General features: G+C 41.1%; 17 protein-coding genes and 2 pseudogenes. 10 read left to right on the top strand and 9 right to left on the bottom strand.

Annotated features, from left to right (window positions below; all coding sequences use genetic code 11):
• The first annotated feature begins 31 nt into the window (after window positions 1-31).
• Both RS130_RS20375 and RS130_RS20370 read left to right on the top strand, forming a co-directional pair.
• On the top strand, window positions 32-1,180 hold the full coding sequence (locus RS130_RS20375; RefSeq protein ID WP_316027444.1) for an HDOD domain-containing protein: 1,149 nt from the start codon (window positions 32-34) through the stop codon (window positions 1,178-1,180).
• A 269-nt stretch (window positions 1,181-1,449) separates the two neighbouring features.
• Window positions 1,450-2,424: a ThuA domain-containing protein gene (locus tag RS130_RS20370; RefSeq protein ID WP_316027443.1), complete on the top strand. Its 975-nt coding sequence runs from the start codon at window positions 1,450-1,452 to the stop codon at window positions 2,422-2,424.
• 68 nt (window positions 2,425-2,492) lie between these two features.
• Here RS130_RS20370 and RS130_RS20365 read toward each other — a convergent pair whose 3' ends face one another.
• Entirely contained in the window at window positions 2,493-3,032 is a 540-nt protein-coding gene (locus tag RS130_RS20365; protein ID WP_346433350.1) for a sugar phosphate isomerase/epimerase family protein, read from the bottom strand.
• Window positions 2,987-3,334 carry a sugar phosphate isomerase/epimerase family protein gene (locus RS130_RS20360; protein ID WP_316027442.1) on the bottom strand — a complete coding sequence of 116 codons (348 nt, stop codon included), beginning with the start codon at window positions 3,332-3,334 and terminating at the stop codon, window positions 2,987-2,989. Before RS130_RS20360 ends, RS130_RS20365 begins: the two co-directional genes overlap by 46 nt.
• Before the next feature lie 117 nt (window positions 3,335-3,451).
• Between RS130_RS20360 and RS130_RS20355 the strand changes: the two genes are divergently transcribed.
• The 6 genes from RS130_RS20355 to RS130_RS20330 all read left to right on the top strand — a co-directional run bounded on the left by RS130_RS20355 (window position 3,452) and on the right by RS130_RS20330 (window position 6,485).
• Window positions 3,452-4,492, top strand: coding sequence for a sulfatase-like hydrolase/transferase (locus tag RS130_RS20355; RefSeq protein WP_316027441.1), 1,041 nt, complete (start codon window positions 3,452-3,454; stop codon window positions 4,490-4,492).
• Window positions 4,458-4,835, top strand: coding sequence for a sulfatase/phosphatase domain-containing protein (locus RS130_RS20350; protein WP_316027440.1), 378 nt, complete (start codon window positions 4,458-4,460; stop codon window positions 4,833-4,835). Before RS130_RS20355 ends, RS130_RS20350 begins: the two co-directional genes overlap by 35 nt.
• A complete protein-coding gene (locus RS130_RS20345; protein ID WP_316027439.1) occupies window positions 4,819-4,959 on the top strand; it encodes a hypothetical protein in 141 nt (46 codons plus the stop codon). The genes RS130_RS20350 and RS130_RS20345 overlap by 17 nt, the downstream gene beginning before the upstream one ends.
• A 136-nt stretch (window positions 4,960-5,095) precedes the next feature.
• Complete coding sequence (locus RS130_RS20340; protein WP_316027438.1) at window positions 5,096-5,746, top strand: alpha/beta fold hydrolase; 651 nt, start codon at window positions 5,096-5,098, stop codon at window positions 5,744-5,746.
• The gene (locus tag RS130_RS20335; protein WP_316027437.1) at window positions 5,686-6,150 is read left to right on the top strand and encodes a hypothetical protein; all 465 of its coding nucleotides are present in this window, start codon (window positions 5,686-5,688) and stop codon (window positions 6,148-6,150) included. Before RS130_RS20340 ends, RS130_RS20335 begins: the two co-directional genes overlap by 61 nt.
• Window positions 6,138-6,485 (top strand): hypothetical protein, encoded by a 348-nt coding sequence (locus RS130_RS20330; protein ID WP_316027436.1) that lies wholly within the window; start codon window positions 6,138-6,140, stop codon window positions 6,483-6,485. The genes RS130_RS20335 and RS130_RS20330 overlap by 13 nt, the downstream gene beginning before the upstream one ends.
• A gap of 237 nt (window positions 6,486-6,722) precedes the next feature.
• On the opposite strand, the gene RS130_RS20325 is transcribed toward RS130_RS20330, so the two are convergent.
• From RS130_RS20325 to RS130_RS20300, 6 genes are all read right to left on the bottom strand, one after another.
• Window positions 6,723-7,328 carry a polysaccharide deacetylase family protein gene (locus tag RS130_RS20325; RefSeq protein ID WP_316027435.1) on the bottom strand — a complete coding sequence of 202 codons (606 nt, stop codon included), beginning with the start codon at window positions 7,326-7,328 and terminating at the stop codon, window positions 6,723-6,725.
• Between the two features lie 578 nt (window positions 7,329-7,906).
• A complete protein-coding gene (locus tag RS130_RS20320) occupies window positions 7,907-8,197 on the bottom strand; it encodes a hypothetical protein (protein WP_316027434.1) in 291 nt (96 codons plus the stop codon).
• 86 nt (window positions 8,198-8,283) lie between these two features.
• Complete coding sequence (locus tag RS130_RS20315; protein ID WP_316027433.1) at window positions 8,284-8,478, bottom strand: hypothetical protein; 195 nt, start codon at window positions 8,476-8,478, stop codon at window positions 8,284-8,286.
• The gene (locus tag RS130_RS20310; RefSeq protein WP_316027432.1) at window positions 8,475-9,554 is read right to left on the bottom strand and encodes a glycoside hydrolase family 117 protein; all 1,080 of its coding nucleotides are present in this window, start codon (window positions 9,552-9,554) and stop codon (window positions 8,475-8,477) included. The genes RS130_RS20315 and RS130_RS20310 overlap by 4 nt, the downstream gene beginning before the upstream one ends.
• Window positions 9,555-9,713: 159 nt before the next feature.
• Window positions 9,714-9,893 carry a hypothetical protein gene (locus RS130_RS20305; protein WP_316027431.1) on the bottom strand — a complete coding sequence of 60 codons (180 nt, stop codon included), beginning with the start codon at window positions 9,891-9,893 and terminating at the stop codon, window positions 9,714-9,716.
• 62 nt (window positions 9,894-9,955) lie between these two features.
• Window positions 9,956-10,528, bottom strand: coding sequence for an arylesterase (locus RS130_RS20300; protein WP_428982879.1), 573 nt, complete (start codon window positions 10,526-10,528; stop codon window positions 9,956-9,958).
• A gap of 85 nt (window positions 10,529-10,613) precedes the next feature.
• Here RS130_RS20300 and RS130_RS20295 point away from each other — a divergent pair, with 85 nt between their 5' ends.
• Together RS130_RS20295 and RS130_RS20290 are read left to right on the top strand one after the other, a co-directional pair.
• The gene (locus RS130_RS20295) at window positions 10,614-11,321 is read left to right on the top strand and encodes an ABC transporter ATP-binding protein (RefSeq protein ID WP_316028108.1); all 708 of its coding nucleotides are present in this window, start codon (window positions 10,614-10,616) and stop codon (window positions 11,319-11,321) included.
• 3 nt (window positions 11,322-11,324) lie between these two features.
• Window positions 11,325-13,855, top strand: a pseudogene (locus RS130_RS20290) (ABC transporter permease).
• Between the two features lie 98 nt (window positions 13,856-13,953).
• On the opposite strand, the pseudogene RS130_RS20285 reads toward RS130_RS20290, so the two are convergent.
• Window positions 13,954-14,852: pseudogene (locus RS130_RS20285) on the bottom strand (TIGR01777 family oxidoreductase).
• Between the last annotated feature and the right edge of the window lie 56 nt (window positions 14,853-14,908).

Below are 14,908 nucleotides of genomic sequence, written 5' to 3'. Positions count from 1 at the left end.
AGGTTTCAAACCAGTTGCAAAAATGTGAACTATGTTTGAGAAACTAATATCCCGCCTTTTTAGGCGCAACAGTCCAGCTAAAACGCAACACAAAGAAAACAAGCTCAGCGAAGGAAATGCAGCCAATACTCATTTTGTCGCAACCGACAAAGTAGAAGCACCTAAGGACAGTGGTAAGCACAACCCACAAGCAACCGAAAGTATTGATATTCCCACGCCTACTCGTACCATTACAATTAGTGTTACCTCCTTAAATCGATTGGATTTTTTATTCTATGATTATTTACTTGGGCCTTCCCAAGCCAGCATTACGCTTAATCCAATCGAACAATATATTTTAACTAGGGTTAATCATGCGCTTAAATCCCCACAGAGCGTACTGACGCATTTTCCCGTGTTGCCGCAGTCGGTGATTGCTTTAACTAACTTGCTGAATGATCCTGACTTCAACCTAGATGCCTTTATTAAAGTGGTTGAAAAAGAGCCGAGCATAGCCACAGAATTAATGAAAAAAGCGAATAGCCCAGCCTATAAACGCGGGAATAAAGACATTACCAACCTACAACAAGCCTTCATGTTTATGGGCGCTAACGATATTAAAGAATATGTTTTAAATCGCTTTATAAAGCAGCTCTGCCAACAAAAGCCTATTTATTTTAAAACCTTCGGTGAAAAAATTTGGCTGCACAGTCAAGATGTTGCAACCGTTTCTAAAGCGTTGGCCGCTAAACGCAATGAAAACGCAGATGCTGCCTATACAATTGGCTTGATGCATGATTTAGGAAAGGTGGTTATTTTTCAATTTATGGTGGAGGCTTTCAAAACAATTAACCCCGATTTTAAGCAAGACTCTTTAGTGTTTAAAAAGTTTCTAAGTGAAAAGTCTATGCGCTTAAGTGTGGAACTGATGAAAATTTGGAATATGCCGTCTTTGATCGTCAATGCGGTGCAAGGGCAAATTGAAGATTTAGAAAATTTGGATCAGCTTGAGCCAGCTATAGCCACCTTGTTCGAGGCGAATCTAATTAGTGAAATGAGTTTGTCTTATCAAAGCCAACAATTAGAGACGGCCGAACTATTGTCGTTAGTTGAGCAATCAAAATTGCGTGCTGATGCCAAACAGTATTTGTTGGACAGTTTACAGATAAATCAACAACAGAATAATACAGCTTTAAACTAGTCGCCCCTATACGAGAGCAATAGCAGCCTAGTGGAGCCGGGTGATAGTGTCAGCTGAATTTACAAGCTTACATAATGTGCAAGGGAACCACCCTTGCCATCAGTTGGTGTTGTTGTATAAAGGCCCACATTACTAGAAATCGTGGTTCGGCCATAGGCTGAACCCAAATCTCCTTAATGTCGCGTTAAGCTATTGCCGTAGATTAAAAAAAATGAATAATGGGTGCTTGTTCGGCCTATGATTTTTAGCCTCTTAACACGGAATAAAGAATGAAATTTAACCAATTCGTAAGTGTATTACTGATTTGTGTAGCCCCTGTCGTTTCGGCCTCAGACATTAACTGGCAGCCAAATTTTAAATCTGAACCATTGTCACAAGACAAGCTAGCAGCAATTAACGCCGCCTTACCTGATAAACCTATTGCTCCGGCAAAAGCCAAACGTAAGGTGTTGATTTACAGTGCAACCAGCGGATACAGACATGGTTCTATTCCGGTAGGTAAAGTGGCCTTAGAAAAGCTTGGTTTAGCCACTCACGCTTACACAGCTGTGGTAAGTGATGACCCCGCCAATTTTACTCCACAGGGCTTAAAGCAATTTGATAGCGTAGTTTTGCTTAATACTACAGGTGACTTTTTTATGCCTGTTTCATTCAAGAAGGCCTCGCAACGGGATCAGTTTACCGACGAGCAATGGCAAGCGTTACAAACTAGACACGTCCGTTTAGTTGATAATCTAATCGATTACGTCAAAAATGGTGGGGGGCTAGTGGGTATTCATGCTGCTACCGACGCTTGTTATTCTCATGCTGGTTACGGTGAGACTATTGGTGGTTTTTTTACTAGTCATCCGTGGACGTCAAACATGACGGTTACCGTTAACGTGGTAGATAGCGATAATGGAGTTATTGCTCCTGTATTTAAAAAAATGAAGAGTTTTAGTTTAAAGGATGAAATTTATCAATTTAAAGATGTACCTTATTCACGAGAAAAGTTGAGAATTTTATTAACGTTAGACCCATCTAAAAGTGATACGCCTAAACGTAAACCAGAACGTGAAGACAATGATTACGCTATTTCTTGGATCCATGAAGTGGGCAAAGGCCGAGTATTTTATACCAGCCTAGGACACCGAGATGATATTTATTTTAATCCGCTTATGTTGAATCACTATTTAGCGGGTATTCAGTATGCGATGGGCGATATTGACGCCGACGCTACGCCTAGTGCTCATGTAGACCATTGAAAACTACTTTCTTTAAGTGGTTGAGTAACTAGCAAAATAGCGATAATTGTCAGCGTCGTTATCGCTTTTTATGCTAACAAATTGCGGATAAAGGCTGCGCCTGATATGGCACAATCTAGCTCATTTTCAATTAGTGGTCGAGTGACATGCAATGCACTGGCGAGTCCGTCTACTTTGTTAGTAAAAGCTTCAATGGTTATCCAGCCGTCATACTGAATGGCTTGAAGCCCTTGTACATTGGATTGCCAATCCACTAGTCCCTGTCCCAGCATGCCTCTGTGACTTTCGGAAAAATGCACATGCTTAATGCGATTACCGGCGTCTTGAATAGCAAGTTTGAGGTTCGATTCTTCTAAATGAGCATGGTGAGTGTCGTAGTGAATACCTATAAAAGGGCTATTAACTTGGTCAACAATGTACTTGCTTTGCCCCGTAGTATTGACTAAATAGCATTCGAAACGGTTCAAAAATTCTAGGCATAAGGTGACATTTGCCTGTTTTGCGTCACTGGCTGCTTTAATCAGGTTTTCAATACACCAGTCCTGTTCTTGCGTACTGGCACCTACGCCGGTAAATACGCCGGGGAGGAATGAATTGGCCCTCCTAATATTTGACTGCCTAAAGCCTGACTACAATCAATCGCCCATTTTAAATGGTCTAGGCCAGCTTGCCTGACGTTAGCGTTTGCTGAGATAAGATTTTTGTCGGGCGAACAATTGGAAGTAGTTGTGCAGGCTAAGCCTTCATCTGCTAATGCTTGTTGTATTTTTTGATAGTGAGCAGTATTGCCAATGGTAAGAGGGATTTCTATTCCATCAAAACCAGCCTTTTTGAGTAGTGGAAATAAATGGAAATGTTGTTCTGCCACGTGAGTTGTCCACAACAAAAAGTTAATACCGAGTTGCATCATCACTCCAGCGTTGGTTGATTATTTAAGGTGGACACAATGTAAAGGAATGTAAATAGTATTGATAGTTGATTATTATGTTTTATATTTGATTATTGAATTTTATATAGGAATTTGGTTGTGTGTAATTTCAAGACTGTCGTTTTATTCGCTTTATGCTTAACCACGTTACATGGTGGTGTGAGTTTTGCTGCAACCGATACTCGGCCTAACATTTTAGTCATTATGGCTGACGATTTAGGTTATGCCGATTTAGGCTTTACTGGGGCAAAAGATATTTTCACGCCAAACCTTGATGCGTTAGCGAATAATGGCGTGAAGATGAATAATGGTTACGTTACTCATCCAGTATGTGGACCATCACGTGCCGGACTAATCACTGGGCGATATCAAGCTCGGTTTGGTATGGAGATTAACGTCACTAACTCTTTTTATGACGAATTTAGTGGTCTGCCTTTAACTGAGCAAACTTTTGCTACGCGATTGCAAAAAGCAGGCTATAAAACAGGAATAATCGGTAAATGGCATTTAGGAGGCAATCAAAAATATCATCCGCATAATCGTGGGTTTGATTATTTCTTTGGATTTCTAGCTGGTGGGCATACCTATTTCCCCAAAAATGTCACAACCACCACACCGCTATGGTCTGAAAAAAATCCTAGTGAAACTCACTATTCTGCCAACGAGGGCAGCATTTGGCCATTGCAACGCAATGACAACAGCGCTGAGTTTACTGAGTATTTAACCACTCAATTAAGTCGCGACGCCGCTAAGTTTGTTGCACAAGCTGACAACCCCTTTATGCTTTATTTAGCCTATAACGCACCGCATTTGCCTTTAGAAGCACCTGCAGAAACCATCAAGAAATATAGTCATATTAAAAACAAAAGCCGTCAAATATATGCTGCTATGGTTGATGAAATGGACAGGGGAATAGGTATGGTGGTGGACTCGTTAAAAGCTTCAGGTAAGTTCGACAATACCATGATTTTCTTTCTGTCTGATAATGGTGCTGCTGCGCCTCTAGCCGGCATGGATTACAAAAAGAAAAGAAAAGGTAAGTTATTTAGTGACAGTGGTAAGTTTCGCGATGGCAAAGGCAGTATGCGTAGAAGGCGGGTCACACGTGCCATTTATTGTGCACTGGCCTGCTGGGATTAAAAAATCGGGTGAATTCAATGGTTTAGTGTCATCACTGGATATTGCTGCCACTGCGGCTGTGGGGAATGGAGATACATCTGGTCATAAGCTTGAAGGTAAAAACTTAATACCTTATTTAAATGGGGATAAACAAGGCTCTCCTCATGCTGCTTTATTTTGGCGACGAGAAGCCAAGCAGTGGGCTGTGCGCACGGTTGATGCCAAATATCTGATGAATGCTAAGGATCAAGGTATTGAGCTTTATGATATGGAGAACGATCCATACGAAACAACAAACATTCTTAAAAATAACCCAGCAAAACGTAAAGAATTAGCCAAGCTTTGGAATGCTCTGGAACAATGAAAATACCAATAATGTTTTGTTGGATGCGGGACAGTACCAAAAAGTGCGGTTGAATTTTTACAAAGACTTACACCAAGAATTAGTAGAAAAAGCGAAAAAAGTTGAAAAAGTGGTAATTGACTAACTGCATTTTACGATTTGATTATGACAGGCATAAGCAGCAGAAGCTGATGATTCATCATCCGTACCTGCTTTTTGTCGTTCATCTATTAAAAAGTGTAGTTATGTAAAAGTAAGTTTCGGCAAAATTAAGGATTAGCATGAAAATAGTAAATATAATTTTTATCATTACCATGGGAGTGTTGGCTGGGCTTTTGACAAAGCCAGCTACGGCTGCTGAATTAGCCGTTAAATTCAAAGAAATAAAAGGTGAGCTGCCTATTCGAAAAACTGAGTATATGATCCGCGTTCCTGAAAACTGGAATGGAATTTTGATCAATGATTTTGATTACATAAAAGCCGCTGATGCTCAGCGGAATATGTATTTACTCGAACATGGATATGCTTTGTCTGGTACTAAACGTCGTAAAGGGCGCTTTAAAAATTATGATCCCGCCCATGAGGTTCATGATTTTATTACCATTTTTGATATTTTTGATGACGCCTTTGGTAAGCCTAAGACTACCATTCAAATGGGCTGTTCGGGCGGTGGCACAGTGACCTTAGCTATGGCTGAGATTCACCCCGATAGAATTGATGGGGCGATTGCTATGTGTGCTTCAACGAGTCACTGGTTAGCTAATTCTCATTTAGATGGTATGTTTGTGTTAAAGGCGCTTATTGCCAATGACTTGCCCATTGCTGATCTTGGCTCTTATACCAACGAACAATTAGATGCTTTAGGAAAAAAATGGATAAAGCAATTGATGATGCTCAACAAACACCAGAAGGGCGAGCAAGAATTGCATTAGCTATCACTATAGGTCAATGGCCTGCATGGGGCGGAAAAGGTGAAGCGCCAGTGGCAAAACCTGATCCTACTGATGTCGAGGCCTTACAAAATAGTATGTATCAAAGCATAGTTCGCTTAATCCCAATGAAAGGAACGGGCGGCACTACTATGCTAGAGCTTGCTGCGCCGGGACAGTTAAAATCTAATCTTGGTGTTGATTATAGAGAGTCTTATCAAAATGGGGTTAAGCTATATAAAAATGCGGTTGAAGCGCTTTATCAAAGTTCACCGGTTAGCTTAACTGATGATTTAGCCGCGATTAACGCCTTTGAGAGAATATCAGCAGATCCTGAAGCCATTAAGTGGTGGAGCGCTCAGGGCGAACTCATATTGGTAAGCCTAAAGTGCCCATGTTGCGCATGAATACGGCTGGTGATGGATTAGTTTATGCCAGTTTGATCCAAGGTTACGAAGAGCTAGTGAAGAAAAATGGTTACGCTGACTTTTTCCGTACCGCCTACGTTAATAGATGGGGTCATTGCACTTATAGTTTGGCAGAGTTGTTAGTCAGTATTGACGTGGTTATTGAACGTATTAAGTCTGGTAAATGGCCAGATACTTCACCAGCAGCCCTGAATAAAAGGGGCAAGCTGTTAGATCCTCAAGGTAAGGTTAACTTTTTTGAATACGTGGGAGTGCAAAAATACAATCGAACTTGGGTGCCAAATGCTAAAGACTATTTGGGTGTTAGTCAATAAATCTGATTGATAGGGCGAGTCTGATGTGACTTGCCCTTTAGCCGTAAATGAATCTGAATAATCGGCGTCTAAAATTAATTTACATTTATCCCAACGGCTTTAATTATCTACAATAAAAAAGTCATATGAAACTATTCAATCCATCATACTTGCTACTGTTGTATTCAAAAAAGATAAACTGCCTTTAAATGCTAGAAACAATAACTGTGCTAATTGTAGTTAATGTTCCTACGGATCTTAATAGCTTTCACTAGCCAGCATTTGTGACACGGTCATAAAGGTATAGCCTGCTTGTTTATAGTATTTGATGATGGCTGGCAAAACGTCAGCTGTTTTTTGTACTTCATGTAACAGTATGATTGAACCATCTGTCAATTTAGGTGATTGGGTTGCTGTTTTGAGAATGTATTCTCTAGTGGTTTCTGCTGCATAGTCTTTGGTACCTACAGTTGCATTCACTGGCACTAAATTTAATTCGGTTAATACTCTCATCACTCTTGTGTCGTAGCGCAGTTTGGGGGCGCGAAACACTCTTGTCTGATAATTATATTGCTTTTGCATAATAGTCTGAAAACCTTGGATCTCTTCAAATATTTGCGTATCTGATAAAGAGGGGAGTACTGGGTGACTCATTGAATGATTGCCAATTTCATGTCCTTCTTTTATCGCCCGGGTAATCAGTTGCTTTTCATTGGTGTTATTGCCAATTAAGAAGAAAGTAGCCGGTACTTGTTCTTGTTTAAGAATATCAAGCATTTGTTCATGGATTACTGGCACAATGCCATCGTCAAAAGTTAATGCAATGGTTTTACCTGATTTTGGCAGCGACTTTATGGGTTTCATTTCTTGCCCTGGCTTTGGGGGATTAACAGTAAATTACCTATTAAAAAGAGGAATATTAAGTGAAATAATTTAGTCATAGCGAATGGACTCATTTTAAATTTATGTTAGGTTTCATATGTTAGGTAATTATATCGAATAAGGGATGGGGGGAACGTTTTAATTGAACACCTTTTCCTTGTTCCATTAAATAATAAAACTGGCCAGCTTTGAATTCAGCTACAGGTTCATTTAATAAATTGTAAGCCACAATTGCCGGATGAGCTTTGAGCTCATTTGCTAAGTCTTGCCAAAATTTTACTGCCTGCTGCCAATAGGTTTTATCGGTAAAAAGTTTGTCGTCATATATTCCATTATTGTGTTGCGAAAAACGAGAGCATGGAATACTAAGTGGGGTTAATACTAATGTTATTCTGGCTAAATGAGCATCATCTAAAACTTGAATTAGGGTGGCTAAATCGTTTGCTGGTATGTTCGAGTACTGGTCAGTATTACCGACTAAAAAATCCCGTCCTGTGCCTTGCCACTTACTAAAGGTTAAACGTGCCCAAGTTGCACCAGTAGCTTATACCGCTTTTTCTCTAACTGACGGTATAGGAAAAGCTTACTTTACAATCTAGATATTTCAACATGCGATTGACTATAGTTGGAGCGCTGACAATTCCTTGCTTTTGATTTGAGTTAACTGATACAAGAATATCGCAGGTGTCGATATTAATTCTTTGGCGCACATAAAAATTATTAATATCTTCGAAGGTGTCTTGGTTAATAGGTACTTCACCAACATAATAGTTTTTGTTTTCATCTAAGTGAAATAAAGACCCCGGTATTTCACGGGGTAAGGTATAAGCTTGGAATTTATCTAGGCTCAAAAACCTAAAATAAATATTAACGTCAGTATTGATAACTTTTTCTCTTTATAACATGAGGTAATTTGATATCAGTATTTTACACTAACTTATTGCTTAATAGCGCGCTGGATAGCTCTTTGTTTTTGTTCCTTGTTTAATCCTCGAGTAAAGTAGAAATGAGAATTTAAGCCCATCCAACTTTGCTTCAATTCTGGCTCGTTCACATCTAGGCTTAGGTCTGCGTCAAAGCGACTCAATACCGAATAACGCTTACCTTTTCCTCCTTCATAGAAAAAGTTCATACCCCATGAAATTCCTCGACCATAGGGGTATTGGTAAACGCATCGGGGGTGAAAGGAGCACCAGCATGGGGAGGCAATGAGATCACCGAAGCTATATTAAAATTAACTCCATCTTCAGCATATTGAACGGTATTGCGTTCATTACCATCTGTGGTGATAACGGTGGCTACGCCTTCTTTATAGGGGAAGTACATGGCTTCATGGCCTGAATTCGATATAGGATTTAGCGGGTGTTTTTTAAATGGGCCGAGTGGGTGGTCGGCTATTGCTAAGCCATGTGCTACTGCATAGTTTTTACGGTTGTCGGGCCATTTATTGTAGGTGGCTTTAAAGTAGAGGTGTATTTTTCCTTTGTAAACAATGGGCATGGGGTCATGAATTAGATTTTGATCCCAATCACCTTTAGGACCGGGGCCTACTATAGTTTTATGAACAGGGGTCCAAGGACCATCGGGTGAGTCTGCAACCGAGGCTGTGACCACGCATAAATCCCCTTTTAAGCCGCTTGGTTCGTCGAAGGCTTGATAGTACAAATAATATTTACCTTCCCATACTAGAATGTCTGGGGTGGCCACTGAGCGTGATCCGGGATGAGGTTTAGCTGGTCTTGGTACAGCGACACCTTGTTCTTGCCAAGTAAAGCCATCTTTACTGGTGGCATACCATAAATCGGCTAAATCCCAGTCGGTTGAAGGGATTTCGTCTGTCGCTTGGGCGGCATTTTGGGAGCCTATTGGCGGGGTTTTTGTATGGCGTTTGGTGTACCAAACATAATAGGTGCCATCCACTAGAATAGGTCGAGTAGGGTCACGACGTGAAATAGTACCGTCACCTCCGTTGTAGTCAAAGCCTATTGGTCTGGTATATCTGAATTGAGTGAATAATTCGTTGTCTTGTGCGCGAGGGGCTGGGTAGTCAAACATACGATCCATTGCGGCGCTTAGAGGAAAGTCTGGTTTTTGCTCAGGCATCTTGTGAGGAAATACCTGTCGTTTAGCGTCTGAATTTGCTGCATAGCTGTGGGCATTCAGCAATAGCAAACTGCTTAAAAGCAGTAAAACTTTAGGGTGCACCATAATTTCTTCCTATTTAGAAAATATAAAATTGTAAATTGTTATCATTGGAAACATGAAATTAACATGAATCTATAATAGCTACAAATGGAAAGTTATGGGCAAGCATAAAAAAGCCCGAATGCTAGCGTATTCGGGCTTTCTTAAAATAGTACAGTAATCTTAGACACTAATGTTGATTTGCGAACCTACTCTTTCTCCTGCTTGAGGGGCATTTTCACTAGTAGAATTAACATTTAGTGTTTCTTGTTGCTGCTCGGCTTGCACCACTTGTGGTTGTGAACCGGTTTGAGTTGGCACATTTTGCGTAACCGAGCCAGCGCCTGCGGAACCTACGTCCATACTTCAACTCCTTCGAAAGTGAAATCTGTATCCCTGATACTAGTTGTTTATTTATTATTCGGCTAGGGAAATATTAAGGGCTCCAACCTTTGCTGCATGTCTCTTGCTATCAGAATTTGCGCTTCAGCGTTGGGGTGGATGCCATCTTTTTGCATCAGTTCTTTATTTAAGGCTATGTTTTCTAAGAAAAAAGGTAACAACTCAACTGCGTGTTCTTTGGCCAATTGTGCATAGGTATTAGAAAACATACTAGTGTATCGTTTGCCATAATTAGTGGGGATCTGCATTTGCTGTAACAATACAGTGGTGTCATTCTGTTTTGATAATTTGATGATGGCCGTTAAATTGTCTTTCATTTTGGTAACTGAGTGTCCTTGTAGGCCGTCATTACCGCCTAACTCAATTAAAATATGGCTGGGCTGATGTTGTGCTAGCAATCTTGGTAATCGAGCAAGCGCGCCGTCTGTGGTTTCGCCACTGATAGCAGCGTTAATGACATCAATAGGCTGGGATTTCCACGCATCTTGTAACAAACTTACCCAACCTTGCTCTTGCGTTAGACCATAGGCTGCAGATAGGCTATCACCTAGAATAAGCAACGTTTTTTGTTTGGCTTGTAAGTGATCTGAAATCATTAACAAGGGTATAAAAAACAGTAATAGATAAAATTTAGTTCGTAACGACTTGGCAATAAGAAACAACACTATGACTCCAGATAATATGATTAGTACAAAGGGTATCAGTAAAACAGTAAATACGACACAAGGTGAATTAAAGATCCTCCAACCAATCAGCTTTGATGTCAAGGCGGGGGAATCTGTGGCCATAGTTGGCGCATCAGGCTCTGGAAAATCTACGTTATTAAGTTTATTAGCGGGTTTGGATGAGGTCAGCGAGGGCGAGATTTACTTGGATGGTCAAGCTATGCACGCTATGGATGAAGAACAAAGAGCACAATTGCGCGGTGCGAAAGTAGGCTTTATCTTTCAGAGTTTTATGTTGGTGCAAAGTCTGACCGCTATCGAGAATATTATGTTGCCAGCTGAAATAGCCGGCCATGATGATGCCAAGCAAAGGGCGTTGGAAATTTTAAAACAGGTGGGCCTAGATCACCGAGCCGGTCATTACCCTAATCAATTATCTGGTGGTGAACAACAAAGGGTAGCGATAGCTAGAGCCTTTATTTCTCAGCCGAAGATTTTATTTGCAGATGAACCCACGGGGAACTTAGATGCAGCGAACAGCGACAAAATTGAAAAGTTATTATTTGAACTGAATCAAAATTCTAATACCACACTGGTATTAGTCACCCATGATCAAACGCTAGCTAATCAATGTGAGCGTCAGTTGCACATGCAAGCGGGCGTGTTAACAGAAATATCTGCTAGTTCTAGTACAGTGTCAGACATTGCGGCGCAAGTAGGGTAAAACATGACAAATCATACTTTTAGTTTGGCTTGGAGACTGTTTCGACACGAAACCAAACGTGGTGAATTAACGATTATTTTGTTAGCCATTATTTTGTCTGTGGCGTCTGTACTGTCTTTGTCTTTATTTAGTGAGCGTCTTAAACAAGCTTTGAGTGACAAAAGTGCCGAGTTTATTGCTGCAGACAGAGTGTTAGATGCTGATAAACCAGTGGATTTGGCTTGGATAGAGCAGGCTAAATCCATGGGGCTAAATACCGCGCATCAGGTTTATGCGCGCTCTATGGTATTCGCTAATGACCAAATGGACTTAGTTGATTTACGGGCTGCAGACAGTGGCTATCCGTTAAAAGGTCAGGTAAAGATTGCTGATAAACCCTTTACTACAGGTGAGGCAACTAAGTTGTTGCCTGCTGCTGGTGAGGCTTGGGTTGAATCACAGCTATTTCAAACGCTGGCGATTAAGATTGGCGATCAAATTGAAGTGGGCGACAAAGTTTTCACGGTAAGCAAGGTACTGAGTGAAGTACCAGATGCTGGGTTCAATGTGTTTGGTGGAGATCCCAAAGTGTTGATCCCCGAGCAGATCTCGCCGCTACTAATATTGAAGGACCGGGAAGTCGCATTGGTTATAGTTACTTTTTCACTGGTGAAAGTGCTGACTTAGAAGACTATTACGATTGGCTCAAACCGCAGTTAGACTTAGAAATTCATGATTGGGATTCGGTAGAAGACGACAATTCTGCTATCGGGCGCTCGGTGGGGCGAGCAGGGCAATACTTTTTACTCGCTAGTTTATTGGCCATTGTGTTGGCTGCGGTATCTATCGCTGTCGCTGCACAGCGCTATAGCCAAAGGCATTATGATCCTGTGGCTATTCTAAAAACATTAGGCGCCACAAAACGTATGGTGCAGAACATATATCTGTTACAGATTTTATTTATTACTGCTTTAGGCATCACAATTGGAGCCATACTGGGCTTTGTCATTCAACATTTAGTGGTGCAAGCTATTGCCGACAAAGTGGATGTGGCTATAAATGTTTGGCATTGGCGACCTTTAATTATAGCGATTTTTACTGGCACAGTGTGTGCGGTACTGTTTTCCTTGTACCCTTTGTTGAAGTTGTTTTCGGTGTCTCCTCTACGTGTATTAAGACGTGACTTAGATGCAAATCTAAGTTCAAGAGTGATTCAGTTTGTTGCTTCTGGCGGTGCAATATTCTCTTTAATGTGGGCTTATAGCCAAGATCTAAGAATTAGTGCCATCTTATTTGCTTCTGGCGTGGCATTGATTGTTGGGCTGTTACTTGTGACCTATGGCTTAATTTGGGTTGGTCGTAAATTGGGTCAGGGGAAAATGGGCGCATGGCAGTTGGCTTGGGCGCGTATTCATCGACGAGCGATGGATAATAGTGTGCAGCTGATCAGTTTTGCAGTGACCATTATGTTGTTACTCGTGGTGTTGGTTATGCGCAATGATATGGTGAAGCAATGGCAAGAGCAATTGCCTGAGGGTACACCAAACTATTTTATGGTTAACATCAGTCAAGCTCAGCAACCTGCGCTAGCCAAGCATTTTGCCGAAAATAATGTTGAAGTGAAGAGGTTCTTTCCTATTGTACGTGGGCGCTTTGCCTCTATTAATGGTGAAAAAGTACGTACCACGGCTTCAAAAGATGATCCTGATGAGCAAAATAATAGTCGCAGAGGCTTAGGTCGTGAAGCGAATTTAACGTGGGGTAACGAACTACAAAAAGGGTCCGAGGTGGTTGCTGGGAAGTGGTTTGGTGATAATCCATTAAGTGATGATGATCCTACGCCGTATCAAGTTTCGGTTGAAGAAGGCTTAGCAGAACGTATCGGAATTGAGTTGGGAGATGAACTGACCTTTAATATCGGCAGCGAAATGGTCACTACAACAGTCACCAGCTTTAGAGATGTGTATTGGCAATCTATGCAACCTAACTTTTATTTTGTGATAGAACCTAGAGCTTTACAGCACTTTACTCCGACTTATATTTCTAGCTTTAACTTACCTTCAGAGCGTAAATATGATGTGACAAAACTGATGCAGCCTTTTGCCAATGTGACGTTGATTGATGTTGATGCTCGGATTAATCAATTACGCTCAATAGTAGAGCAGGTATCATTAGCGGTAGAGTTCATTTTAGTATTGGTACTGGCAGCTGGTTCTTTGGTATTGATTGCTCAAGTGCAGGCCAGTATGGATGAGCGACAGCAAGAGCTGGCCATATTACGTACCTTGGGGGCTAAGGGAAGGTTAATACGCGCGAGTGTAGTATTTGAGTTTGTCATTATTGGTGTAGTCGCTGGTCTTATGGCGGCTTTGGCTAACGAACTAACGTTGTATATGTTGCAAACCCAAGTCTTTCAAATGCAAGCTGGTTGGCATTGGCTATATTGGGGCATAGCTCCTGTGGCAGGAGCTATTGTTGTTGGTATTTTAGGGGCGCTAGGTTGCTGGCGATTATTGTCGTTAAATACCAGTCATTTACTAAGGCAAATGGTTTAATAGTAGAATAGAGCCTAAACAAGCAGCGTGCTCGTTGCATTATGAGTAGTGAAAATATGAGAAGGGCAGAGGTTATATATCTGTCCTTCTTTTAGGCTTTAACGTTTTTTACGTACGCAGTTAAATACTTGCGATAACTCTGGATAGATAAATTGATAGCCACTTTCAATTAGTCTTTTGGGAACCACTCGTTGTCCATAAATCAATAAATCAGACATCTCTCCCATCAACATTTTCAATACGCTTGCTGGCATTTTAAACATACAGGGGCGATGTAGCTCAGCAGCCAGTTGTTTGCTGAATTCTGCGTTGGTTACTGGGGTCGGGGCGGTAAAATTATAAATCCCTCGCAACTTGGCGTATTGATAAGGTGTACTATTCCGTGCAGCATATCTTCGAGGTGGATCCAGGACATGTATTGCTGCCCATTCCCTACTGGGCCACCTAATCCAAGTTTAAACGGGGTTAACATTTTATTTAATGCGCCACCTCGTTTGCTGATAACGATACCGGTGCGCAAAATACAAACTCTGGTGTTGGTTGAGCCAGCTTGTCTGGCAATATTTTCCCAGCGTTCACATAATCGATGACTGAATTCGTCATGTACAGCAGTGAAGGACTCATCAATTACTGTATCATCTTGACGGCCGTAGTAGCCAATAGCTGAGCCACTAATGAATACTTCTGGTGGTTGTTCACTGGCTTTAATCAATGTCACTATTTTTTCGGTTACAGACCAACGACTTTGCTGAATGATATCTTTTTGTTCTGCGCTCCACTTTTTGTCGGCTATGGGTTCTCCAGCTAGATTGATCACCACATCAAACGCATTTAGGTTTTCTAATAAATCTAAATTTGAAATAAAGTGTATTTTATAACCGAGCACTTTTTCTGCCATGGCTACATTCCGTGTATAAACTGCAACATCAGATGGTCTGAGTAAAGGTATAAGATTAGAGCCAATAAGCCCAGATCCCCCTGTGATAAGTATATTCAACTGCAATCCTTGTAAAATAAAAAGATAAAAAGTCTTGTGGGATTGTAGTCTATTGT

Source organism: Paraglaciecola aquimarina, from assembly GCF_032464635.1.
Classification (GTDB): Bacteria; Pseudomonadota; Gammaproteobacteria; order Enterobacterales; family Alteromonadaceae; genus Paraglaciecola; species Paraglaciecola aquimarina.
Note: the sequence above shows the minus strand (reverse complement) of the source record. Positions and strands in the feature narration are given on the sequence as shown.

Coding starts and splice junctions, on each gene's coding strand:
- RS130_RS20375 (WP_316027444.1), top strand. CDS start 32: ATGTTTGAGAAACTAATATCCCGCCTTTTTAGGCGCAACAGTCCAGCT.
- RS130_RS20370 (WP_316027443.1), top strand. CDS start 1,450: ATGAAATTTAACCAATTCGTAAGTGTATTACTGATTTGTGTAGCCCCT.
- RS130_RS20360 (WP_316027442.1), bottom strand. CDS start 3,334: ATGATGCAACTCGGTATTAACTTTTTGTTGTGGACAACTCACGTGGCA.
- RS130_RS20345 (WP_316027439.1), top strand. CDS start 4,819: ATGCTCTGGAACAATGAAAATACCAATAATGTTTTGTTGGATGCGGGA.
- RS130_RS20340 (WP_316027438.1), top strand. CDS start 5,096: ATGAAAATAGTAAATATAATTTTTATCATTACCATGGGAGTGTTGGCT.
- RS130_RS20335 (WP_316027437.1), top strand. CDS start 5,686: ATGGATAAAGCAATTGATGATGCTCAACAAACACCAGAAGGGCGAGCA.
- RS130_RS20330 (WP_316027436.1), top strand. CDS start 6,138: ATGTTGCGCATGAATACGGCTGGTGATGGATTAGTTTATGCCAGTTTG.
- RS130_RS20325 (WP_316027435.1), bottom strand. CDS start 7,328: ATGAAACCCATAAAGTCGCTGCCAAAATCAGGTAAAACCATTGCATTA.
- RS130_RS20315 (WP_316027433.1), bottom strand. CDS start 8,478: ATGAACTTTTTCTATGAAGGAGGAAAAGGTAAGCGTTATTCGGTATTG.
- RS130_RS20310 (WP_316027432.1), bottom strand. CDS start 9,554: ATGGTGCACCCTAAAGTTTTACTGCTTTTAAGCAGTTTGCTATTGCTG.
- RS130_RS20305 (WP_316027431.1), bottom strand. CDS start 9,893: ATGGACGTAGGTTCCGCAGGCGCTGGCTCGGTTACGCAAAATGTGCCA.
- RS130_RS20300 (WP_428982879.1), bottom strand. CDS start 10,528: ATGATTTCAGATCACTTACAAGCCAAACAAAAAACGTTGCTTATTCTA.
- RS130_RS20295 (WP_316028108.1), top strand. CDS start 10,614: ATGATTAGTACAAAGGGTATCAGTAAAACAGTAAATACGACACAAGGT.